The sequence below is a fragment of the Pseudomonas sp. RGM2987 genome (genome assembly GCF_022952855.1).
In the GTDB taxonomy this organism is placed as follows: domain Bacteria; phylum Pseudomonadota; class Gammaproteobacteria; order Pseudomonadales; family Pseudomonadaceae; genus Aquipseudomonas.
Window position 1 is genome coordinate 23,359 of the sequence record NZ_JALJDX010000182.1, and the last position, 21,194, is coordinate 44,552.

Annotated in this window: 21 protein-coding genes; 7 read left to right on the forward strand and 14 right to left on the reverse strand. The window is 60.8% G+C overall.

Going from position 1 to position 21,194, the window contains the following annotated elements; translation table 11 throughout:
- Positions 1–32 precede the first annotated feature (32 nt).
- Positions 33–455: a GNAT family N-acetyltransferase gene (locus tag RGM2987_RS11235; RefSeq protein WP_245140884.1), complete on the forward strand. Its 423-nt coding sequence runs from the start codon at positions 33–35 to the stop codon at positions 453–455.
- 128 nt (positions 456–583) lie between these two features.
- Here the strand turns inward: RGM2987_RS11235 and def are convergent, their stop codons facing one another.
- The 3 genes from def to RGM2987_RS11250 form a co-directional block, all read right to left on the reverse strand.
- On the reverse strand, positions 584–1,123 hold the full coding sequence (gene def / locus RGM2987_RS11240; RefSeq protein ID WP_245140886.1) for a peptide deformylase: 540 nt from the start codon (positions 1,121–1,123) through the stop codon (positions 584–586).
- Positions 1,124–1,125: 2 nt separating this feature from the next.
- The gene (locus RGM2987_RS11245) at positions 1,126–2,070 is read right to left on the reverse strand and encodes a YihY/virulence factor BrkB family protein (protein WP_245140888.1); all 945 of its coding nucleotides are present in this window, start codon (positions 2,068–2,070) and stop codon (positions 1,126–1,128) included.
- Between the two features lie 149 nt (positions 2,071–2,219).
- The gene (locus RGM2987_RS11250; RefSeq protein ID WP_245140890.1) at positions 2,220–2,411 is read right to left on the reverse strand and encodes a CsbD family protein; all 192 of its coding nucleotides are present in this window, start codon (positions 2,409–2,411) and stop codon (positions 2,220–2,222) included.
- A gap of 197 nt (positions 2,412–2,608) precedes the next feature.
- On the opposite strand from RGM2987_RS11250, the gene RGM2987_RS11255 reads away from it, so the two are divergent.
- Complete coding sequence (locus RGM2987_RS11255; protein WP_030139341.1) at positions 2,609–2,986, forward strand: hypothetical protein; 378 nt, start codon at positions 2,609–2,611, stop codon at positions 2,984–2,986.
- A 185-nt stretch (positions 2,987–3,171) separates the two neighbouring features.
- Here the strand turns inward: RGM2987_RS11255 and fadD1 are convergent, their stop codons facing one another.
- On the reverse strand, positions 3,172–4,863 hold the full coding sequence (gene fadD1 / locus RGM2987_RS11260; RefSeq protein WP_245140892.1) for a long-chain-fatty-acid--CoA ligase FadD1: 1,692 nt from the start codon (positions 4,861–4,863) through the stop codon (positions 3,172–3,174).
- Positions 4,864–5,242: 379 nt separating this feature from the next.
- Positions 5,243–6,931, reverse strand: a complete 1,689-nt coding sequence (gene fadD2 / locus RGM2987_RS11265) for a long-chain-fatty-acid--CoA ligase FadD2 (RefSeq protein WP_245140894.1) — start codon at positions 6,929–6,931, stop codon at positions 5,243–5,245.
- Positions 6,932–7,177: 246 nt separating this feature from the next.
- Here fadD2 and RGM2987_RS11270 point away from each other — a divergent pair, with 246 nt between their 5' ends.
- Entirely contained in the window at positions 7,178–8,122 is a 945-nt protein-coding gene (locus RGM2987_RS11270) for an alpha/beta hydrolase (RefSeq protein ID WP_245140897.1), read from the forward strand.
- Positions 8,123–8,162: 40 nt separating this feature from the next.
- Positions 8,163–8,633: a MaoC family dehydratase gene (locus tag RGM2987_RS11275; protein ID WP_003227420.1), complete on the forward strand. Its 471-nt coding sequence runs from the start codon at positions 8,163–8,165 to the stop codon at positions 8,631–8,633.
- Positions 8,634–8,800: 167 nt separating this feature from the next.
- Here the strand turns inward: RGM2987_RS11275 and RGM2987_RS11280 are convergent, their stop codons facing one another.
- From RGM2987_RS11280 to RGM2987_RS11295, 4 genes are all read right to left on the reverse strand, one after another.
- Positions 8,801–9,664: an HlyD family secretion protein gene (locus tag RGM2987_RS11280; RefSeq protein WP_245140900.1), complete on the reverse strand. Its 864-nt coding sequence runs from the start codon at positions 9,662–9,664 to the stop codon at positions 8,801–8,803.
- Between the two features lie 9 nt (positions 9,665–9,673).
- On the reverse strand, positions 9,674–9,880 hold the full coding sequence (locus RGM2987_RS11285) for a DUF1656 domain-containing protein (RefSeq protein ID WP_003198565.1): 207 nt from the start codon (positions 9,878–9,880) through the stop codon (positions 9,674–9,676).
- On the reverse strand, positions 9,867–11,867 hold the full coding sequence (locus tag RGM2987_RS11290) for an FUSC family protein (protein WP_245140902.1): 2,001 nt from the start codon (positions 11,865–11,867) through the stop codon (positions 9,867–9,869). Before RGM2987_RS11290 ends, RGM2987_RS11285 begins: the two co-directional genes overlap by 14 nt.
- A gap of 328 nt (positions 11,868–12,195) precedes the next feature.
- Positions 12,196–12,663 (reverse strand): PA2169 family four-helix-bundle protein, encoded by a 468-nt coding sequence (locus tag RGM2987_RS11295; protein WP_245140904.1) that lies wholly within the window; start codon positions 12,661–12,663, stop codon positions 12,196–12,198.
- Positions 12,664–12,868: 205 nt separating this feature from the next.
- On the opposite strand from RGM2987_RS11295, the gene RGM2987_RS11300 reads away from it, so the two are divergent.
- Positions 12,869–13,105: a DUF3820 family protein gene (locus RGM2987_RS11300; RefSeq protein WP_245140906.1), complete on the forward strand. Its 237-nt coding sequence runs from the start codon at positions 12,869–12,871 to the stop codon at positions 13,103–13,105.
- Positions 13,106–13,117: 12 nt separating this feature from the next.
- Positions 13,118–14,305, forward strand: a complete 1,188-nt coding sequence (locus tag RGM2987_RS11305) for an aminotransferase class V-fold PLP-dependent enzyme (protein WP_245140908.1) — start codon at positions 13,118–13,120, stop codon at positions 14,303–14,305.
- Between the two features lie 240 nt (positions 14,306–14,545).
- On the opposite strand, the gene RGM2987_RS11310 is transcribed toward RGM2987_RS11305, so the two are convergent.
- The 3 genes from RGM2987_RS11310 to zwf are packed head-to-tail and all read right to left on the reverse strand — an operon-like array spanning position 14,546 to position 17,398.
- Positions 14,546–15,211 carry a bifunctional 4-hydroxy-2-oxoglutarate aldolase/2-dehydro-3-deoxy-phosphogluconate aldolase gene (locus tag RGM2987_RS11310; RefSeq protein WP_245140910.1) on the reverse strand — a complete coding sequence of 222 codons (666 nt, stop codon included), beginning with the start codon at positions 15,209–15,211 and terminating at the stop codon, positions 14,546–14,548.
- 17 nt (positions 15,212–15,228) lie between these two features.
- Positions 15,229–15,942 carry a 6-phosphogluconolactonase gene (gene pgl / locus RGM2987_RS11315; protein ID WP_245140912.1) on the reverse strand — a complete coding sequence of 238 codons (714 nt, stop codon included), beginning with the start codon at positions 15,940–15,942 and terminating at the stop codon, positions 15,229–15,231.
- Positions 15,929–17,398, reverse strand: coding sequence for a glucose-6-phosphate dehydrogenase (zwf, locus tag RGM2987_RS11320; RefSeq protein ID WP_245140914.1), 1,470 nt, complete (start codon positions 17,396–17,398; stop codon positions 15,929–15,931). The genes pgl and zwf overlap by 14 nt, the downstream gene beginning before the upstream one ends.
- 196 nt (positions 17,399–17,594) lie before the next feature.
- On the opposite strand from zwf, the gene RGM2987_RS11325 reads away from it, so the two are divergent.
- A complete protein-coding gene (locus RGM2987_RS11325) occupies positions 17,595–18,455 on the forward strand; it encodes a MurR/RpiR family transcriptional regulator (RefSeq protein WP_172679636.1) in 861 nt (286 codons plus the stop codon).
- 130 nt (positions 18,456–18,585) lie between these two features.
- On the opposite strand, the gene RGM2987_RS11330 is transcribed toward RGM2987_RS11325, so the two are convergent.
- Both RGM2987_RS11330 and RGM2987_RS11335 read right to left on the reverse strand, forming a co-directional pair.
- Positions 18,586–19,440: a D-hexose-6-phosphate mutarotase gene (locus tag RGM2987_RS11330; protein WP_245140917.1), complete on the reverse strand. Its 855-nt coding sequence runs from the start codon at positions 19,438–19,440 to the stop codon at positions 18,586–18,588.
- 243 nt (positions 19,441–19,683) lie between these two features.
- Entirely contained in the window at positions 19,684–21,030 is a 1,347-nt protein-coding gene (locus RGM2987_RS11335; protein WP_245140919.1) for a carbohydrate porin, read from the reverse strand.
- Between the last annotated feature and the right edge of the window lie 164 nt (positions 21,031–21,194).

The window sequence follows — 21,194 nt, forward strand, 5'->3', positions numbered from 1 at the left end:
ATCGCCGGCCCTGACCGCGTCGCGTTCCCGCCATGTCCGAAATCCATTACACACAGCTCGAAGCACCGCTATGGCCGCTGATGAACAAGTTTTATCGCGCCCACCAATCCTCGATGAAAGCCGTGCGCGAGGCCCGGCTGTGGGTGGCACGGCGCGACGAAATCGTGGCCGCCCTGTGCCTGCGGCCGGTGGCGGGCGGGCATTGGTTGACGGGGCTGTTTGTCGACCCGGCGCACCGCGCCCAAGGTATTGCGGCGCGGTTGATCGCCGCAGCGGTAAAAGATCTGGAGGAGCCTGTGTGGTTGTTCTGTCATCCGGACTTGCGTGGGTTTTATGAGCAGCGCGGGTTCAGCTTCGACCCGGCCTTGCCCTATGCGATGGCGGAACGCTTGAGCCGGTATGCCCGGAGCAAGCCGATGATTGCGATGGGATTGGAACCGAAAGTCCAATCCTGAAGTTCTGCACAGATCTCCTGTGGGAGCGGGCTTGCCCGCGAAAGCGGTGGGTCAGTGGGCATAGATGTAACTGCCCGACGCCTTCGCGAGCAAGCCCGCTCCCACAGGGGTTATGTGTGGTTATCTGATTAATCGTCCGCCGCAGGATCCAGGTCCGGAAACATCACCTCGGTAAATCCGAACTTGCTGAAGTCGGTGATGCGCGACGGGTACAGGCGCCCGATCAGGTGATCGCATTCATGCTGCACCACCCGCGCATGGAAGCCCGACGCCACGCGGACGATCGGTTCGCCCTTGGGGTCGAAGCCTTCGTAGCGGATCTGCCGGTAACGCTGCACCGCGCCGCGCAGGCCCGGTACCGACAGGCAACCTTCGAAACCCTCTTCCATCCCGGGCCCCAGCGGGGTGATCAGCGGGTTGATCAGGATCGTCTGGGGTACCGCCTCGGCGTCGGGGTAACGCTCGCTGTGCTCGAAGCCGAAGATCACCAGTTGCAGGTCCACGCCGATCTGCGGTGCCGCCAGGCCGACACCGCCGACGCTTTCCATGGTCTGGAACATATCGTCGATCAACTGCCACAACTCGGGGCTGTCGAACATTTCGGGCGGCACTGGCGGGGCGATGCGCAGCAGGCGTTCGTCGCCCATCTTCAGGATTTCACGAATCATGGTCAGGCTTCGTCAGGGTGATTGTGGTGGATGGAGTGATCGCGGCCCAGGCCTGACACATGTTGTTTTTCATGCTGGCCCGGGTGCTTTTCGCCAGGGTCCTTGCCCTCGGCGGACATGTGTTCGATCACCGCGTTCATCTCCGCGCCGAGCAACAGCACCGCCGAGGAAATATAGAAATACAGCAACAACACAATGATCGCGCCGATACTGCCATACATGGCGTTGTAGTTAGCGAAGGTCTTCACATAGAACGCAAAGCCCAGTGAGGCGATGATCCAGACCACCACCGCCAACACCGAACCCGGGGTGATGAAGCGAAACTCCTGCTTGACGTCGGGCATCACGTAATAGATCAGCGCCACCGCCACCATCAACAGGATCACGATCACCGGCCAGCGCACGATGGTCCAGAGCGTGACGATGAACTCTTCCAGCCCGACCTGGGCCGCGATCCATTCCATCACCTGCGGACCGAGCACCATCAGCGCGGCCGCGATCAGCAGCATGCCGGCGATGCCAACCGTGTAGAAAATCGACAGGGGAAAACGCTTCCAGGCCGGACGGCCCTCGACCACGTCGTACGCGGCGTTCATGGCGCTCATCATCAACCGCACACCGGCCGAGGCCGTCCACAACGCGATGACGATACCCACCGACAACAATCCGCCCTTGGACTGCTGGAGCTGGTCGATCACCGGGTTGACCTGTTCCAGGGCCTGGGGCGGCAATACCAGCTCCGACTGCAGGCGCAGCCAGGAGAAGAAGTCCGGCAGATGCAAGAACCCGATCAGCGCGATCAGGAAGAGAATGAAGGGGAACAACGAGAACAGCATCTGGTAGGCCAATGCCGAGGCGTAGGTCGACATCTCGTCGTCGAGAAACTCGGTTACGGTGCGCATCATCACACGATGCAAAGGTAAGCCTTTCAAGGCCGGGAACACCATGTGCGTCTCCTTTCGCCGCAAAAAGGGGGCCGTTATCTATAACAAAGTAACCTGTTTGGCGTGTTTGGGACAATTTTGCCGTGCAACCTGCAGCCAACATGAAAACGGCCACCCGCAGATGGCCGTTCCGGACAATGCCCGATGAGTCGCTACGCCTTGTCGGCGCCGTTTTTGACCGCGTCCTTGACCTTACCCACGGTTTGCTGCGCCTCACCTTTTTTCTCTTGCACGACACCTTCGGCCCGCAGCCGGTCATTGTCTGTCGCCTTGCCAACGCCTTGCTTGATATTACCGACGGCTTCGTTGGCCACGCCTTTTACTTTATCTCCAGTGCTGCTCATGTTGTCTCTCCTGTGAACAATTGCCGGAAAACTCGTTACATAAGGTTGACCGGGTGAGTTCGCGGGGAGTTTCATTTCTTTTTCAGCGGCGCATTGGGTCGGTGATTGCAAGTTGGGCTTTATGTTTGCCAGCCAACCCCCGAGAATGCGCCACGTATTCAGGCGCAGGCCTGAAGCTCCAATCCCGTAGGAACGTTATGAAACTCGACAAGAAACAGGCCATCGCCCGTCGCAACCAGGAACTGGGCGGCGCCGTACTGGGCGTCAACAACTGCCACTTCAGCGAATTGAACCGTAACCGCAACATTTTCTGGTTCGACATTCCCGTGGCGCGCCTGGCCATCGGTCAGTACGAATGGATTCACCTGCTGCTGCACACCCCGGCCACCGATGAACTGTTGCATCTGAAGGTGCCGACGGTGTTCCTGCGCGAGAAAATGGAAGGCCTGGAAGTACGCAACCAGGGCAAGCGCAAGGCCGCCCTGAGCCTGGAACTGAGCGCGGATAAGGACTCGTATCTGCAGGATATGCGGCCGGGCGGGACTAACCTGGATTTTGCGCAGTTCAGGTTGTAACTCGGATCACCGATACCCGTGGCGAGGGAGCTTGCTCCCGCTGGGCTGTGCAGCAGCCCCTTTCGGTGGGCGCTGCGCACCCAAGCGGGAGCAAGCTCCCTCGCCACGAAAAGCTTTCGGCTCCAGAAGTCGCTGCAAACAGAAAGCCCCGCTTCGGCGGGGCTTTGTTTTATAGCGTGTCTTACTTACTTCTTCACGCCCAGCTTCCTGAGCTCTTCATCACGCAACTCGCGGCGCAGGATCTTGCCGACGTTGGTAGTCGGCAGTGCATCGCGGAATTCCACTGACTTGGGTACTTTGTAGCCGGTGACGTTGGCGCGCATGTGCTCCATCACCTGCTCCTTGGTCAACGTGACACCCGGGCGCGCGACGATGAAGATCTTGATCGCCTCGCCGGATTTCTCGTCCGGCACGCCGATGGCTGCGCATTGCAGCACACCGGGCAGGGTCGCCAGCACGTCTTCCAGTTCGTTGGGGTATACGTTGAAGCCGGAGATCAGGATCATGTCTTTCTTACGATCGACGATGCGCATGTAGCCATCGGGCTGGATCAGCGCGATGTCGCCGGTCTTGAGCCAGCCTTCGCTGTCGAGGATCTCGTCGGTGGCGTCCTGGCGCTGCCAGTAGCCTTTCATGACCTGCGGCCCCTTCACGCACAGTTCGCCGATTTCGCCCAATGGCTGTTCGACGCCCGCGTCGTTGATCACCTTGCACAGGGTCGAGGGAACCGGGATGCCGATGGTGCCGACCTGGATGTTCTGGATCGGGTTGACGGTTGCGACCGGGCTGGTTTCAGTCATGCCGTAGCCTTCGCAGATCGGGCAGCCAGTGACCGCTTTCCAGCGCTCGGCAGCGGCCAGTTGCAGGGCCATGCCGCCGGACAGGGTGACTTTCAGTGCAGAGAAATCCAGCTTGCGGAAGCCTTCGTTGTTGCACAGGGCCACGAACAAGGTATTGAGGCCGACGAAGCCGCTGAACTTCCACTTCGACAGTTCCTTGACCATTGCCGACAGGTCGCGCGGGTTGCTGATCAGGATGTTGTGGTTGCCGATCAGCATCATCGCCATGCAATGGAAGGTAAAGGCATAGATGTGGTAAAGCGGCAGCGGCGTGATCAGCACTTCGCAACCTTCATTGAGGTTGGAGCCCATCAGGGCCTTGCACTGCAGCATGTTCGCCACCAGGTTGCGATGGGTCAGCATCGCGCCCTTGGCTACGCCGGTGGTGCCGCCGGTGTACTGCAACACGGCCACGTCGTCGCTGGTGGGGTTGGCTTCGCTCACTGGCTGGCCATGACCTTTGCTCAGCACGTCGTTGAACTTGATGGCCTTGGGCAGGTGATAGGCCGGCACCATCTTCTTGACGTACTTGATCACGCTGTTGACCAGCAGGCGCTTGAGCGGCGGTAGCAGGTCGGCCACTTCGGTGACGATGACGTGCTTGACGCTGGTCTTGGGCACGACGGCCTCGGCCAGGTGCGCCATGTTCGCCAGGCACACCAGCGCCTTGGCCCCGGAGTCGTTGAACTGGTGTTCCATTTCCCGCGCGGTGTACAACGGGTTGGTGTTGACCACGATCAGCCCGGCGCGGATCGCACCGAATACGGCCACCGGGTACTGAAGAACGTTGGGCAATTGCACGGCGATTCGATCGCCGGGCTGCAAATCGGTATGCTGTTGCAGGTACGCGGCAAAGGCACCGGACAATTCGTAGAGTTCACCGTAGGTGAGCGTCTTGCCGAGGTTGCTGAACGCCGGCTTGTTGGCGAAGCGTTGGCAGGACTGCTTCAACACCGCCTGAATATTCGGATACTCGTCTGGATTGACGTCGGCAGCAATTCCAGCTGGGTACTTATCCTTCCAAAAGTCTTCAATCATGGAAGCCCACTCCTCAGCAACGCGAATTCTCAGCGCATTCGATGCGATTATTATTGGTGTGTTTGTTGGTGAATCTGGCTTGGGTAAAGGCCGAGAAGTCACAAAAGCGCGCCGAGAGTAGCAGCTTTGCCGAGGGTCGCCTAGAGCCAAAAGCGGGCTCCACAGTCACTAAGGTTACTCAAGAATATTTTATGGTCATTTTTAGAGTAAAAATTCTACACCTGCTGAAAAAGCGTCCTTACACGGTGTGAAACCAATGTGGGAGCGGGCTTGCTCGCGAAAGCGCTGGAGCAGTCACATCAGTGGTGGCTGAAGCACCGCCTTCGCAAGCAAGCCCGCTCCCACAGGGGTTGGTTTCTACTGGACGGACTGCTTAGCCTCAGGCGATATCCCGCAACTCCCGCCGCAGGATCTTGCCCACCGGCGTCATCGGCAACGATTCGCGCAGCACGATGTGCTTGGGAATCTTGTAGCCGGTGAAGTTCTCTTTGCAGTAGGCCTTGAGTTCTTCAAGGCTCACGCCCGCCTCACGGGCCACCACGAACAGTTTGACCGCCTCCCCGGAGCGCTCGTCCGGGACGCCGATGACCGCGCAGTTGGCGACCTTGGGGTGGGCCATCACCACGTCCTCGATCTCGTTGGGGTACACGTTGAAACCCGAGACGATGATCATGTCCTTCTTGCGGTCGACGATGCGCACGAAACCGTCCGGGTCGATCACCGCGATGTCACCGGATTTGAACCATCCCTCGCTGTCCAGCACTTCGGCGGTGGCTTCTGGCTTGTTCCAGTAGCCTTTCATGATCTGCGGGCCCTTGATGCACAACTCGCCACGCTCGCCCAGGGGCTGTTCGACGCCGTCATCGTTGATCACTCTCATCAGCGTGCCCGGTACCGGCAGCCCCACCGTGCCCAGACGGGTCTTGTTACCGTAGGGGTTCGCGCTCGCCACCGGCGAGGTTTCGGTCAGGCCGTAGCCTTCGGCAATGCTGCAACCGGTGAGTTGCTTCCAACGCTCGGCGGTGGCCTTGACCAGTGCGGTACCGCCGGAGTTGGTGACCTTGAGATGGGAAAAATCCAGGCTCTTGAAGTCCGGATGGTCCATCAGTGCCACAAACAACGTGTTCAGCCCCAGCAGCAGCGAGAAGCGCCAGTTCTTCAGTTCCTTGATGAACCCGCCGATGTCGCGCGGATTGGTGATCAATACGTTGTGGTTGCCGGTGACCATCATGCACATGCAATTCGCGGTGAAGGCATAGATGTGGTACAGCGGCAGCGGCGCAATCATCACCTCCTGGCCTTCGCGCAACAGCGGCTGGCCGTCGTCGCCGACCTGGCCCAGGCACGCCCGGGCCTGCTGCATGTTGGCGACCAGGTTGCCATGGGTCAGCATGGCGCCCTTCGCCAACCCGGTGGTGCCGCCGGTGTATTGCAACACAGCGATGTCATCAAGGCTGACCTTCAGCGGCCGGATGGCCTGGCCACGTCCAAGACGCAAAGCGCTCTTGAAGGAAATGGCCTGGGGCAGCGAATACTCCGGGACCATCTTCTTGACCTTGCTCACCAGGGTATTGACCAGCCAGCCCTTGGCGGTGGGCATCAGGTCGCCCATTTTCGCCTCGATCAGGTATTGCAGGTCGGTATCGGGCAGCACTTCCTGGACTTTCTGCCCGAACAGATTCATGTACACCAGCGCCCGGGCACCGGAATCCTTGAACTGATGACGCATTTCCCGCGGGGTGTACAGCGGGTTGGTGTTGACCACGATCAGCCCGGCGCGCAGGGCACCGAATACCGCGATGGGGTATTGCAGGACGTTGGGCATCTGCACCGCGATACGGTCACCGGGTGCCAGGTCGGTATGGGCTTGCAGGTAACCGGCGAAGGCTGCGCTATGGCGTTCGAGTTCGGCATAGGTGAGGGTCACCCCCATGTTGCTGAACGCCGGACGGTCGGCGAATTTCTTGCAGGAACGCTCGAACACCTCAATGACCGACTTGTAGGCCCCCAGGTCTATATCCAGGGGCACGCCGGCCGGGCGTTTGTCATTCCAGAAATCAGGCTGCATTGTTTTTATCCTCTTACCTGAGCGTATCCGGGCCGCTTCTGTGTCGCTTGCACAGGCGGAGCTCTTGGGACACTAGCAGCTATGGCCAATCAGGCAAATATGGCAGCCTGCGTCATAGATCGTGTGAATCTTCCTGCCTCGGCGTAGCCTGATCAGGCGAGACGCAACGGATGGGCTATACAATGCAGCGAGATTGCGTAGGACGTTGTGTACGCCTCTGTGTAGGCCTCTGGGAAAGGAACCACCATGATCCACCAAACGTTCACGCTGACCGCGACCGACCACAGCCGCCTGTTCGTCAACCTGTGGCTGCCGGACACCGCGCCGTCCGCGGTGATCCTGCTGGCCCACGGCATGGCCGAACACAGCGGCCGCTATGAACGGCTGGCCCAGTCGTTGTGCGAAGCAGGCTACGGCGTCTACGCCCCGGACCTACGCGGCCACGGGCATACTGCCGACAACACGATCCTCGGACACTACGCCGACCAGGACGGCTGGGCCAAGGTCGTGGGCGATCTGGCCAGCCTCAACCATCACATCGGCCAGCAACATCCCGAAACACCAATTGTGCTGTTGGGCCACAGCATGGGCAGCTATATCGCCCAGGGTTACCTGCTGCATCACAGCGCCAGCCTGCACGGGGCGATCCTCAGCGGCTCGAACTTTCAACCGGTGGCGCTCTACCGCGCCGCCCGCCTGATCGCCCGCTTCGAGCGCCGACGCCAGGGAGCCACGGGGCGCAGCGCCTTGATCGAGTGGCTGTCGTTCGGCAGTTTCAATAAAAAATTCAAACCCACCCGCACGCCCTTCGACTGGCTAAGCCGCGATCCGACGGAAGTCGACAAATACGTCCGCGACCCGCTGTGCGGCTTTCGCTGTACCAATCAGCTGTGGATCGACCTGCTTGGCGGGTTGCAGCAAATCAGCAAAGCGTCCAATCTCGCCCAGATCGATCCGGGCCTGCCGTTGCTGGTGATGGGCGGTGAATGTGATCCGGTGAGCGAAGGCAAGCGTCTGAAGGATCTGGCCGACGCCTTGCGCGCCGCCGGCAGCCGGCACCTGCAATTGACTATTTACCCGCAGGCCCGCCACGAACTGTTCAATGAAACCAACCGCGATGAAGTGACCGCCGACTTGCTGGCCTGGATTGCCCAGGCCCTGAACCACAAGCGGCCGCCACGAAGCGAGTAGGTTGGCCGCGTTTTTTTACCCGTCACAGGATTTGAGACAGATGACCCAGGTTACCAACATTCCTTACGAAGCCCTCGAAGTCGGCCAGACCGCCAGCTACAGCAAGACCGTCGAAGAGCGCGACATCCAGCTGTTTGCTGCGATGTCGGGCGATCACAACCCGGTGCACCTGGACGCCGAGTTCGCCGCCGCCAGCATGTTCAAGGAGCGTATCGCCCACGGCATGTTCAGCGGTGCGCTGATCAGCGCAGCAGTGGCTTGCGAGCTGCCTGGGCCGGGCACCATCTACATCGGCCAGCAGATGAGCTTCCAGAAGCCGGTGAAAATTGGCGATACCCTCACCGTGCGCCTGGAAATCCTCGAGAAACTGCCGAAATTCCGCGTGCGCATTGCCACTCGCGTGTTCAACCAGCGCGACGAATTGGTGGTGGACGGCGAAGCCGAGATCCTCGCACCGCGCAAACAGCAGACCGTGACCCTGCCGACATTGCCGGCGATCAGCATTGGCTGATTGAACGGAAACACACCCTGTGGCGAGGGAGCTTGCTCCCGCTCGGCTGCGAAGCAGTCGCCAGATTCATCGCGTCTGATCAGACAGGAATGCCAGGCCTATCCGGGGGCGCTGCGCGCCCAGCGGGAGCAAGCTCCCTCGCCACAGGTTGTTCAGTGTTTCCTCGGTTATTGATGGCCGTCCCGCACCTGCACACTCGCCGTCATCCCGGCGCTCAGGTTGACCCCGTCCGGCACCTTGTCCAGCTTGATCCGCACGGGGATCCGCTGGGCCAGGCGCACCCAGCTGAAGGTCGGCTCGACTTCGGCCAGCAATTGCGCGTCCGGATTGGTGTTGCGGTCGGTGATACCGCGACTGACGCTTTCGATGTGCCCCTGCAACGCATGATCGGCGCTCATCAGCCAGACCTTGACCGGATCGCCCACGTGGATCCTCGGCAGCTTGGTTTCTTCGAAATAGGCTTGCACGTAGAACGTCGAATCGTCGATCAGCGCCATGACCGGTTGCCCGGCGTTCACGTAGTTGCCTTCGGCCAGGCGCAGGTTGGTGATATGACCGCTGCGTGGCGCCAGGACCTGGCTGCGGGCCAGGTTGAGCTCGGCGACCTTGGCCTCGGCCTGGGCTTCGCGCAGTTCGCCCCGGGCGATACCGGCGTTGATCTGAGCATTTTCCCGCAACTCGGCGCTGATGGCCTGGGGCCCCAGGGCGGCGCGACGGCTGGCTTCGTGTTCGCGCAGGCTCAGTTGTTGCTGACGGGTCTGGACCACCGCCCGTGCCTTTTCCACCGCCGCTTCAAAGCGCTCGCGATCGATGCTCAACAACAGATCCCCGGCTTTCACCTGCTGGTTATCCACCGCCTTGAGCTCACGCACCCAACCCGACACATCGGGTGCAATCACCACCACGTCGGCACGGATTCGCGCATCGCGGGTCCAGGGCGTGAGCATGTAGTACTGCCACAGATGAAACCCGGCGAAGATCGCCACGGCCACCACACACAGCGTGACGGCGACACGTACAGAGGTACGCATGTTCAACTCCTATAGCGGTCCGAGGACCACGGTAATGACAGTCAAGACGCAGACATACAGGGCGCAGTCGAACAAGGCCTCGTGCCAGATCCAGCGCCCGGCCGGCACCAGGCTGAGCAGCAGGCGCAGCGCGCCGGTCACCAGCAAGGCCAGCACCACATAAATCAGGAACGGGCTGAGCAACACGCCGCCAATCGACCATTCACGCAAGCCCATGGCTGTGCTCCTGTCGTTCAGGTTCGTGCTGGCGGCACCAGGCGCGCCAGCTGTTTTGCAATTGGACCACCGCGCCCTGGGCCAGCTTCAAGGCATCGCTGGCAGGCTGGGCCGACAGCACCTCCAGGAATTGGTCACTCGCCGAACTCAATGCATCGGCCTGGTCGCCTGCCGGACCGCGTTCGAGCACCTGCTCCAGCGCTTCGAAGTAACGGCGCTGCGCACGGTTACCGGCCACCTGGGCGACGGCCAGGCTCAAGCGCAAATGCAACAGTTCATCGCCGATGTCCAGGCCGAGCAAACCATCGTCCCACCGGCTGCGCGCCGGGACCGGCAGTTCGGGGTAATGCCGCGCCAGTTGCAGCAAGCGATCGGCCATGCGCCCGCCAAACCAGCTCTCGGCGCCTCGCAGGCTGCGGTGGGTCAGGCGCACCAGATCGTCGAGGGTCGCCGCCAGCAACCGACGGCTGTGCCAGGCCGGATTGCGCAGAATCAGTAGATTGAACGCCAGCACCGCCGCGCCGACGCCGATCACCATCGCCTGGGCATTGTTGAAGAACGCCGCGACGTCGTACTTCATGAGGTTGAGCGGCGACACCAGGACCATGAAGTGCAGGCAGAACGAGGTGGCCGTGGCGAAAATCGGCGGCTTGGCCATGCCCAATGCGCCAAAGAACAACGGCACGCCCATGGCCAGGCAGAGCATCGCAAAACTGCTCCATTGCGGCAGCACGATCTCGCCGATCACAAACGCCGTCGGCACCGCCAACAGAATGCCACGCATGAAACTCATGCCGATCTGCGCACCGTTCTCGCGACTGGCGAACAGGCTGCACACCACGCAGGTAAGCACCAACGCGCCCGATGCCGCAGGCCAAGCGGTGGCCAGCCAGAAACAGGCGACCGCCAGGAATGCCAGGGCACTGCGGGCGCCGAACACCATGGCCAGCGACAAGTCCCGGTGGGGCGTCAGCGTCCGCGGGGGATCCGCCGCTTCCCTGCCCTCCTGCACCGCCGTCAGCGCAGCGCAAGCGGCCAGGGCGGTGTCGAGCAACAAGGCAAACCGCGCCAGGCAATAGCTTTGCGCCGGGCTGATATTAGGGTCGTGGGAGGCGTCCAGCACCCGTGGCCGCAAGGCTTGCAGCGTCGCGCTGTCGGCGTCGAGGGCTTGCTGCACTTCGCTCATCCACGGTTGCAGGGCCTGGGCCTCTTGCGGTTCGAGTTGTTTCCATTGCCGGCGCACCGAGCGGGCGATGCGCAGCAGCATCAACAGTTTCTGGCTCAAGCCGCTGATGGCCCGGGAGCGCTGGCGGCCCAGGCGACCTTCGAACCAGGCGTGCTCGCGCTGGGCATCTACCGCAACGATCTTGCCGAGGATTTCCAGCAGGCCCTTGCGCGCCTGGGCATCGCCGGCCAGTGTGGCGCGCGCCGCCTGCATGCCACTGTCCCAGGCCGCACGGGCCTGGCCGGCCAATTGCCGCTCGACCCGTAACGGCCAGAGCAAGGCACTGGTCACCGTGGCGCAGACGATCCCCAGGCTGATCTCGGTGCAGCGTGCGACCGCCTGCTCGAACACCCCCAGCGGATGGGAAATCGCCGGCAAGGCGATGATTGCCACTGTGTATCCGGCGAGCACGAATGAGTAGGACCAGGCGCTGCGCAGCAGCGTCGAACAGGCCGTGCACAGGCCCAGCCATAGCGCCAGCGCCAACAGGAACAACCACGGCGCCTGGGCGAACAGCGCCATGAACACCACGGACATGACCGTGCCCACCAAGGTGCCGAGCAATCGCGCCAGCCCTTTCTGCATCACCATCCCGGACAGCGGTTGCGCCACGATGATCGCCGTCATCAATGCCCACGATGGCTGCTCCAGCCCCCAGCGCAAGGCCAGCCACAGCGCCAGCCCACCGCCGAGCACGGTCTTGATGGCGAACTGCAAAGCGAGGCGGTCGGGGGCAAACAAGGCCTGCAGGGTAATGGGCACGCGAAAAACTCTTCTGGGGATGCAGTAACGATAGATGGATTGGAGGCGATCGACGGGTGTAATTATTAGCTGGCTATCTATTTCAGTCCAGAGGGGATTTGGAGTGGATTTGACAACACACTTTTGCCCAATGGCGTTTATCCAGCTTCAACGGCGCTTTTGTGGCGAGGGAGCTTGCTCCCGCTGGCTGCGCAGCAGCCCCAAAAAATCGAGGGTCGCTACGCAACCCAGCGGGAGCAAGCTCCCTCGCCACAACTGTGTTCATCCAGGTGAATGGCAGCCACAAAAAACGCCAGGCAAGCTGGCGTTTTTTTGTACCACCGCGCATTTACGAATTAGCGCGCGCCTGGTTACGCAGGGCCTTGACCTGGTCATGGTTGCGCTGCACGCCATGGTACTGACGCTCCACCAGATCACGGATGCCTACCAGATTATGTTTGTTGATCTTCTCGATCGCCTCGCGATAAGCCTTGAGGGCGTGGTCTTCACCGCGCTCGGCTTCGTTGAGCACGGCTTCTTCGTCCTTGCCGGTGAACATCGATTTCACGTCTACCCAGCGGCGATGCAAGTCACCGGCGACACTGGTGGAGGTCTCTGGATCGCCACCCAGGGAACGAACAGCCGCTTGCAGTTCGGCGGCAGCGGTGGCGCAGTCGGCAGCACGTTGTACAAACAACGCTTTGAGTTCTGGATGCTTGATGTCTTCAGCGCAGGTCTTGAACCCTTCCTGGCCATCCTTGCTGGTCTCGATCAGGTCGTTCAAGACAGAGATGGATTCTTTGTTGATGTCGGTCATTTTTCAGTTCCTTTGCTGGTGAATAAAAAACCTGCAAGGAATATTGCATCGGCCATGCCAGCCGCAGCCAAAAACAAAAACCATTAAAAATCAATAGATTAACCACGAACAGGAAATCTGTATCCGCGCTATTTGCATGATCTGTCAATTGGCCTGCATGCAGAATGCCTGTATTTTCAGGGCTGTTTGAATCAAGACACTCATCATGAATCCGGAAAAACTTGAACTGCTGGTCACGCGCCAGATGCCCTTCGGTAAATACAAGGGGCGAATCCTTGCCGACCTGCCTGGTCCATACTTGAATTGGTTCGCCCGTGAAGGCTTTCCCCACGGAGAACTGGGCGGTTTGCTGGCGTTGATGCAGGAAATCGACCACAACGGCCTGTCCGACCTGCTCGACCCCTTGCGCGCCAAGCACGGCAAGCCCAAGCCACGCCACTGACCGAGTCTTCCCATGCCCGAGAACACGCTACGCGCCCACGATGAAGCTTTCTGGCAGACCTTCGTCGGTCGCTACGATGTCGATCCCAAGGGACCATTGAATTTGGAGAACGGCTACTTCGGTCGCATGTCGCGGACCGTGGTGGAGGAATACCAGCGCAATATCGAATTCATCAACCGTGGCAACTCGGTGTACGTGCGCCAGCAGTTCGACCGCGAACATGGGGAGGCGATTCGCCGGCAGGTGGCGCAACTGATCCACGCCTCACCCGACAGCGTGGCGATGGCGACCAGTGCAGTGGACGCCCTACAAGCATTGATCCGCAACTACAACGGCCTCAAGCCGGGCGACCAGGTGCTGATCTGCGACCTGGAGTACGAGTCGGTCAAGAGCGCGATGCGCTGGCTGGCACGCCGGCGTGGCGTGGAGGTGATCGAACTGGTCCACCAGCACCCCGCCAGCTTCGACAACCTGGTCAGCACCTATCGCGAAGCGTTCATTCGCTACCCACGCCTCAAGCTGATGGCGTTGACCTATGTCAACCATCTCACCGGGCTGGTGATGCCGGTACGGGCCATCGCCGAGACCGCACGGGAGTTTGATGTCGACATCATCCTCGACGGCGCCCATGCCCTGGGCCAGATTCACTTTGACCTGAAGAAGCTGGGCATCGAGTTCGCCGGGTTCAACCTGCAGAAGTGGATCGGTGGCCCGCTCGCCCTGGGCTTCATGTACATCGCCCCGCATCGGCTGGCCGACATCGACCCGGACATGGACGAAGGGCATTATCCGGCCACCGACATTCGCTCGCGCACGCCCCACAGCACACCCAACATCCCCGCCCTGCTGACCCTGCCGCTGGTGTTCGAAGAACACCGCGCCCTGGGCGGTGCACTGGCCAAGGGACCACGGCTCAATTATCTGCGGGACATGTGGGTCAGCGCGGTGCGCGATGTACCGGGCATCGAAGTCATGACGCCGGACGATCCGCGCCTCTACTGCGGCATCACCGCCATGCGTTTCACCAACCACGCGGACCAACAGGCGATGGCCGACCGATTGCTCAACGAATACGGGATCTTCACCGTGGTGCGCCAGACCAGCGTCGGGCCGTGCATTCGGATCACGCCGGGGTTGATTACTTTGGCGAGCGATATCAAGCGATTGACCCAGGCGCTTATTGATTTGAGCCGAACATAGCCCCCCTGTGGCGAGGGAGCTTGCTCCCGCTGGGTTGCGAAGCAACCCCAAACCCAAACACCGCAGTGTTTCAGACCTATCTGAGTCAACTTACCAAGGGCTGTTGCGCAGCCCAACGGGAGCAAGCTCCCTCGCCACGATGGGGGGGTGATCCTATAGGCATTTATTCCAGGCAAAAAAAAACGGTGCGCCGACCAAGCGCACCGTAAAGCCGTAGAACACCCAACGAAGTCCGGTCGATCAGTCCAGCAGTGCCAAAGCCTCGGCGGTGCATTCCTGAATGCGGGCCCAATCGCCGTTCTTGATCCACTGCGGATCAAGCATCCAGCTGCCGCCCACGCACATCACGTTCTTCAACGCCATGTAGCTCTTGATGTTGGCCGGGCCGACGCCGCCGGTCGGGCAGAATTTCACTTCGCCGAACGGGCCGCCCAAGGCCTTGATAGCCGCGACGCCACCACTGACTTCCGCCGGAAACAGTTTGAAGCGGCGATAGCCCAGGCCGTAGCCCTCCATGATGCCCGAGGCGTTGCTGATGCCAGGCAGCAGCGGGATCGAGCTGTAGACACTGGCCTCAAGCAGGTCACGAGTGATGCCCGGCGTGACGATAAACTGCGAACCGGCCGCTTCGGCGGCTGCCAGCATGTGGCGGTCGAGCACCGTACCGGCACCGGTCACCAGTTCAGGGCGCTGCTCGCGCAGCACCTGGATCGCCTTGAGACCGAACTCGGAACGCAAGGTCACTTCCAGCGCTGTCAGGCCACCGGCGGCCAGGGCATCGGCCAGCGGCAGGATGTCCTGTTCACGGGCGATGGTGATCACCGGCAGGATCCGCGCCTTGGCGCAGAGGCTGTCGATCAGGGCAACTTTGTCCGCCATGGAAACGGTCGGGGATGGGTTTGTCATAGCGGCTGATCCTTGGTTCATGGGCACCAGTAAATCTCTAACGTAGGTTGCAAAAACGCGCGGATCGGCATTTCGGCGACGTTGTCACCGGCCACCGCAGCGTTCAGGGTGGTCAGTTTCGACTGACCGGAAATCGACAGCACTTTGTGTTTTGCAGAGGCCAGCAAGGCGCGACTCATGGTCAGGCGCTGGTGTGGCACGGTTGGCGCAAGCATCGGCCAGCAACGACGAGTGCCGTTGGTATCCAAGGCTTCAGCCAGGTTAGGGCTGTCGGGAAACAGCGACGCGGTGTGTCCGTCATCGCCCATGCCCAATACCAGTACATCGATGGACGGCAACTCGCCCAGCAGACGATCCGCCTGCTCGGCCGCCGCTTCCAGGTTGGCGCTGGCGCTGTAGAGGCTGAGGAACTGGGCCTTGGCCGCAGCGCCTTGCAGCAAGTAACGCTTGAGCAGGCCGGCGTTGCTGTCGGCGTGTTCAACCGGTACCCAGCGCTCGTCTGCCAGGCTCACCACCACCTTCGACCAGTCCAGGGCCTGTTTGGCCAGGCTCTGGAAAAATGCCACCGGGCTACGGCCGCCGGACACCACCAGCACCGCCGCGCCACGCGCATCGATTGCCTCGCGCAGTTGCTCGGCTACCTTCAACGCCAGCCCTTCGGCCAACAGCACCGGGCTCTTGAACGCCTGGGCGCTAACGCCCTGGGGCAGTTTGACTTCAGATATCGCCATACCATGACCTCCCATCCCGCGTGATCAGTGCAATGGAGCTCATCGGCCCCCAGGACCCGGCCGCGTACGGCTTGGGCGCATCACCGGATTTCTTCCATCCGGCGATCAACTGGTCACACCATGTCCACGCGGCTTCGATTTCATCTTTACGGACAAACAGGTTCTGATTGCCGTTCATGACTTCCAGCAACAGCCGCTCATACGCATCGGGAATCCGTGCGCTGCGCCAGGTGTCGGAAAAGTTCAGTTGCAACGGACCGCTGCGCAATTGCATGCCCTTGTCCAGGCCTTGCTCCTTGGTCATCACCCGCAGGGAAATCCCTTCGTCCGGTTGCAGGCGGATGATCAGTTTGTTGCTGATCTGCAAGCGTTGTTCCGGCGCGAAGATGTAGTGGGACGGTTCCTTGAAGTGAATGACAATCTGCGACAGCTTCTGCGGCATGCGCTTGCCGGTACGCAGGTAAAACGGCACCCCGGCCCAGCGCCAGTTACGGATGTCGGCGCGCAGGGCGACGAAGGTTTCGGTGTCACTCTGGGTATTGGAGTTGGGCTCTTCCAGATAGCCCGGTACGGCCTTGCCTTCGCTGTGGCCAGCAATGTATTGGCCGCGCACCACCTGGGTGGTGAGACCTTCCGGACTGATCGGCGCCAGGGCCTTGAGCACCTTGACCTTCTCGTCGCGGATGCTGTCGGCGGACAGGTCGGCCGGCGGGTCCATGGCGATCAGGCAAAGCAGCTGCAACAGGTGGTTCTGGATCATGTCCCGCAGCTGGCCGGCCTTGTCGAAGTAGCCCCAGCGGCCTTCGATGCCGACCTTCTCGGCCACGGTGATTTCCACGTGGGAAATGTAATTCTGGTTCCACTGGGTTTCGAACAGGCTGTTGGCGAAGCGCAGCGCGATCAGGTTCTGGACGGTTTCCTTGCCCAGGTAATGGTCGATGCGATAAGTGCGGTTCTCCGGGAAGAACTGCGCCACCGCGTCGTTGACCTTGCGCGACGATTCCAGGTCCGAGCCGATGGGTTTTTCCAGCACCACCCGGGTGTTTTCGCTCAAGCCCACCTTCGCCAGGTTCTCGCAGATCGCCCCGTAGACCGCAGCCGGGGTGGCGAAATAGGCGATGACCTGCTGGGACGAGCCGGCCAGTTCGGCCAAGGCGAGATAATCGTCGGCCTTGAGAAAGTCCACATGCAGGTAGGTCAGTCGGGCCAGGAAGCGTTCGACCACGGCCTCGTCCAGGTCCTTGTCGCCCACGTAGCGGCGCAGTTCGGTGGCAATGAACGCCAGATGCTGCTGCTCGCTGCCGGGTTCACGGGCCAGCGCGATGATTCGCGTGTCCTCGTGCAGCAGTTGCGCGCCGTCGAGTTGATAAAGGGCGGGAAACAGCTTGCGCAAGGCCAGGTCGCCCAACGCGCCGAACAAGGCAAAGGTGCACGGTTCAACCGTAATCGAATGCATGATGTTTGTTCTTTTATCAAGTTAAGCTACAAATACCTTTTTTCAAGGTATCACTCAAGGAAAAATGTAGTAATAACCACAACATTTTCCGAAAATACCGATTCCGAGTGGTGGTCCGCCGGAGCCAACAGTAGGATAGGCCACCGCAAAGGGTCGTATCAAAGACCCGTCTTTCTAGGAATCTTGTATGGACCGCGTGCGAAATTTACTGGAGCAGATCCAGAGTCGCCTTGAAGACCTGAACAAGGCCGAACGCAAGGTGGCCGAGGTGATCCTGCTCAACCCACAGCAGGCCACCCGTTTCAGCATCGCCGCCCTCGCCCAGGCCGCGTCGGTCAGCGAACCCACGGTCAACCGTTTCTGCCGCTCATTCGGCGTCAGCGGTTATCCGGAACTCAAATTGCAACTGGCCCAGAGCCTGGCCAGTGGCGCCGCTTATGTAAGCCGTGCGGTAGAAGCCGACGACAACCCGCAGGCCTACACCCAGAAAATCTTTGGCAGTGCCATTGCTTCGTTGGACAGCGCCTGCCAGGCCCTTGATCCAAATTTGATCAGCCGTGCCGTGGATCTGCTGATCCAGGCCCGGCAGATCCACTTCTTCGGGCTCGGGGCCTCGGCTCCGGTGGCGCTGGACGCCCAGCACAAGTTTTTCCGCTTCAACCTGGCGGTGACCGCCCACGCCGATGTGCTGATGCAACGGATGATTGCGTCGGTGGCCCACACCGGCGAACTGTTCGTAATCATTTCCTACACCGGGCGCACCCGTGAACTGGTGGAGGTGGCGCGCATCGCCCGGGAAAACGGCGCTTCGGTGCTGGGCCTGACCGCCGAAAACTCACCATTGGCCAAGGCCAGCACCCTGAGCCTGAACATCCCATTGCCCGAGGACACCGATATCTACATGCCGATGACCTCGCGGATCATCCAGCTCACCGTGCTCGATGTGCTCGCCACTGGCATGACCCTGCGCCGGGGCGTGGACTTCCAGCCGCACCTGCGCAAGATCAAGGAAAGCCTGAACGCCAGCCGGTATCCGGTGGGGGATGAGTTCAACTGATTCGGCTCAGGTACTTTGGCGCCTGATAGTCCGTCTTCGCGAGCAAGCCCGCTCCCACATCTGAAATGCATTCCCTTGTGGGAGCGGGCTTGCTCGCGAAGAGGCCGGCAGCACCACTACAAATCCTGAATCAAGCCCCCGCCCACGCCTGCAAACTCAAATGCGCCCGCTCCCCCGGCGCCAGGCACAGGCTGTCGGTGCCGCCACTGGCCGCTTCGACGCATACGAACTCGTTGACCTCATCCCAACTGACCCCCAACAACGGCCGAGCGCCGGGATGCCAGACCACCGTGTCGGCGCTGTCGCCAGTGTCGATGCACAATTGACGCTGCCAGGCGTGGTCCTTGAGCTGCAACTCGCCTTCGTGCTGGAACACCCGCTGACAACCGCCATCGACCCGCAACTCCCCTTCCTGCTGGCAAACCGCACGGTTCAGATGGTCATAACCCTGGGCGCCTTCAAGCCCAGACAGCGCTACCTCACCAACGTCACCAATACGCCAATAGGCATGCAACGCCTGGCTCAACTGGCAAGGCAGGCTGTCCTGATGCTCGGTGCTCAGGCGCAGTTCCATGCGTTCGCCCAGGTCTGCATGCAAGTCCACTTGCCAGTCGCACAGTTGCAACTGCCAGTGCAGATGCACACCGTCGTCGTCACTGCGACTGTCGAGCAGCTTCCAGTCGATCAAGCGCGCCCAGCCATGGGACGGCCAGGCATTCTCGCTGGGATGACGCCCATACCACGGCCAGCACACCGGCACCCCACCGCGGATCGCACCGACCTGCGGCCATTTGGCGGCGCACCACAACCAGGGCTTCTGCCCGCGTGGCTGAAAGTGCAGCAACTGCGCGCCCTGGCGACTGAACACCGCTTGGCACAGCGGATGATCGATCACCAGCACATCGCGCTGCCGATAGCGCTCCCACGCAAACACCGGGCGCTCGCGCAAGGATCTGAAGAAGCGTTGTAGCGGATGCTCATGCATGGGCCGCGGTCCTGGAAATCATTCGATACTCAACTGGCTAATTGTGGCGAGGGAGCTTGCTCCCGCTGGGCTGCAAAGCAGCCCTTTCTTTTGCGATTGCTGCGCAATCGAGCGGGAGCAAGCTCCCTCGCCACAAAAGCTGCTTGTCAAAGGTCTGCACCCGCCAGGCACGCCCAAAAAAAAGCGGACAGCCTTGGCTGTCCGCAAATATGCGCACATAGAGAGGAGCTTATCGCAACAACGTTAGAACACCGACTGAATTTTCAGGCCGGCCACCAGGGCGTTGTCGACTTCATCCACGCCACCTGGGTGGGTGATGTATTGCAGGTTCGGGCGTACGGTCAGCCAGTTGGTCACGTGGACCCCGTAGTTGATCTCGTAGTTGTACTCGGTGCTGCGCAGCGGTGCGAACAGCGGGTCGTTGTAGTCGGTGACACCGTTGGCCGCGTTGGTCAGCTCAGCGTTTTTCTTCACGTCTTCGTTGACATGGATGCGGGAGAAACCGATGCCGACGTCATCTTTAGGACGCGCGTCGAACGGCCCCTTGTACACGAACATCAACGACTGGTAGTTGTCGACGACGTTGGTGTCCTTGTCGTGGAAGGTCGCGTTGGCGGCGATGTTCAGGCCGCGGGACGCATCACCGTTGTGGGTGGTCAGCTGTTGTTGCGCCACGAACCAGTAGCCGTGCTTGCTGTTGTGGCTGCGGTAGGCGTTACCGGTGGTGGCGGCGTCGTCGCCATTGTCGTCTTCGCGTACGTCATTGGCATCGGCCGTGCTCTTGTAGTAACCGACGCGGTATTCGCCCGGCAGGCTGTTGACCTTCGGCGACCAGACCAGCTCGACCGGGATCACGGTGCCCTTGGTACCGCTGCCGCTGAGTTTGAAGCCGTTACCGTGTTCCAGTTGCGATGGGTTCTGGTTGTACGCGCCGATCTGCGCATAGAACTCAGGCGTGAGGTTGTACTTGACGCGGATCGCGGCCTGGCTGACTGGCCAGTTGTACCAGATGCCGGTCGCCCAGTTACCCACCTGGGAGCCGCAGAACGCCAGGTTCTGGAATTCGCACGGGAAGGTGTTGAAGTCTTCGCCTTCGCCGAAGTAACCGGCCTTGACGTCCAGTTTGCCGTCGAGGAACTGGTGCTTGATCCACAGTTGGGTCAGACGGACCATGTGACCACGGCCGTAGACTTCCTGGGAGGAGCTCAAGGTGCCGGCACGCGGATCGCCCACGCGGTCGTTGGAGATGTTCTGGCCGTTACGATTGGTCAGTTGGATCTTGGCCTGGGTGTTATCCCAACCCCAGAGTTTTTGCAGGTCCAGCGCCACGCCCAAACCGAACTGGTCGGCATAACGCGCGGTCTTGTCGTCGTTGTAGCCACCGTGCAGGTTGCCACCCACTTCACCGACATAGTCAGCCTTGATGTCGATACCCTGCTCGATCAGCCGGGTCCGCTCGCCACCCCAGTCACCCGTCATCCACTGCGAATCGGCGCTGAACGCGTCGGCAGCCTGTGCGCTACCCACCAGCATCATCGCCGCAACGGCTGACAACTGGCAGATGAGCTGGGCATTGTTTTTCTTCTTCATCCCTACATCCTCGTCTTTATTGTTATGAACTGTTTTTATTTTTTCTAACGCGGTTTACAACGATTGCGGTGGATGGTTTCCCATTCACCGCATACCTCTTTGTGGGAGCGAGCCTGCTCGCGATAGCGGTGTGCCATTCACCCGTACGACGGCAGGCACACCGT

Bases quoted from the DNA above. Each gene is read 5' to 3' on its own strand.
- RGM2987_RS11275 (WP_003227420.1), top strand. From the start codon at position 8,163: ATGACCCAGGTTACCAACATTCCTTACGAAGCCCTCGAAGTCGGCCAG.
- RGM2987_RS11245 (WP_245140888.1), bottom strand. From the start codon at position 2,070: ATGGTGTTCCCGGCCTTGAAAGGCTTACCTTTGCATCGTGTGATGATG.
- fadD1 (WP_245140892.1), bottom strand. From the start codon at position 4,863: ATGATTGAAGACTTTTGGAAGGATAAGTACCCAGCTGGAATTGCTGCC.
- RGM2987_RS11255 (WP_030139341.1), top strand. From the start codon at position 2,609: ATGAAACTCGACAAGAAACAGGCCATCGCCCGTCGCAACCAGGAACTG.
- RGM2987_RS11330 (WP_245140917.1), bottom strand. From the start codon at position 19,440: ATGCATGAGCATCCGCTACAACGCTTCTTCAGATCCTTGCGCGAGCGC.
- pgl (WP_245140912.1), bottom strand. From the start codon at position 15,942: ATGGCGATATCTGAAGTCAAACTGCCCCAGGGCGTTAGCGCCCAGGCG.
- RGM2987_RS11280 (WP_245140900.1), bottom strand. From the start codon at position 9,664: ATGCGTACCTCTGTACGTGTCGCCGTCACGCTGTGTGTGGTGGCCGTG.
- RGM2987_RS11270 (WP_245140897.1), top strand. From the start codon at position 7,178: ATGATCCACCAAACGTTCACGCTGACCGCGACCGACCACAGCCGCCTG.
- def (WP_245140886.1), bottom strand. From the start codon at position 1,123: ATGATTCGTGAAATCCTGAAGATGGGCGACGAACGCCTGCTGCGCATC.
- RGM2987_RS11305 (WP_245140908.1), top strand. From the start codon at position 13,118: ATGCCCGAGAACACGCTACGCGCCCACGATGAAGCTTTCTGGCAGACC.
- RGM2987_RS11300 (WP_245140906.1), top strand. From the start codon at position 12,869: ATGAATCCGGAAAAACTTGAACTGCTGGTCACGCGCCAGATGCCCTTC.
- RGM2987_RS11335 (WP_245140919.1), bottom strand. From the start codon at position 21,030: ATGAAGAAGAAAAACAATGCCCAGCTCATCTGCCAGTTGTCAGCCGTT.
- RGM2987_RS11295 (WP_245140904.1), bottom strand. From the start codon at position 12,663: ATGACCGACATCAACAAAGAATCCATCTCTGTCTTGAACGACCTGATC.
- zwf (WP_245140914.1), bottom strand. From the start codon at position 17,398: ATGCATTCGATTACGGTTGAACCGTGCACCTTTGCCTTGTTCGGCGCG.
- RGM2987_RS11285 (WP_003198565.1), bottom strand. From the start codon at position 9,880: ATGGGCTTGCGTGAATGGTCGATTGGCGGCGTGTTGCTCAGCCCGTTC.
- fadD2 (WP_245140894.1), bottom strand. From the start codon at position 6,931: ATGCAGCCTGATTTCTGGAATGACAAACGCCCGGCCGGCGTGCCCCTG.
- RGM2987_RS11310 (WP_245140910.1), bottom strand. From the start codon at position 15,211: ATGACAAACCCATCCCCGACCGTTTCCATGGCGGACAAAGTTGCCCTG.
- RGM2987_RS11250 (WP_245140890.1), bottom strand. From the start codon at position 2,411: ATGAGCAGCACTGGAGATAAAGTAAAAGGCGTGGCCAACGAAGCCGTC.
- RGM2987_RS11235 (WP_245140884.1), top strand. From the start codon at position 33: ATGTCCGAAATCCATTACACACAGCTCGAAGCACCGCTATGGCCGCTG.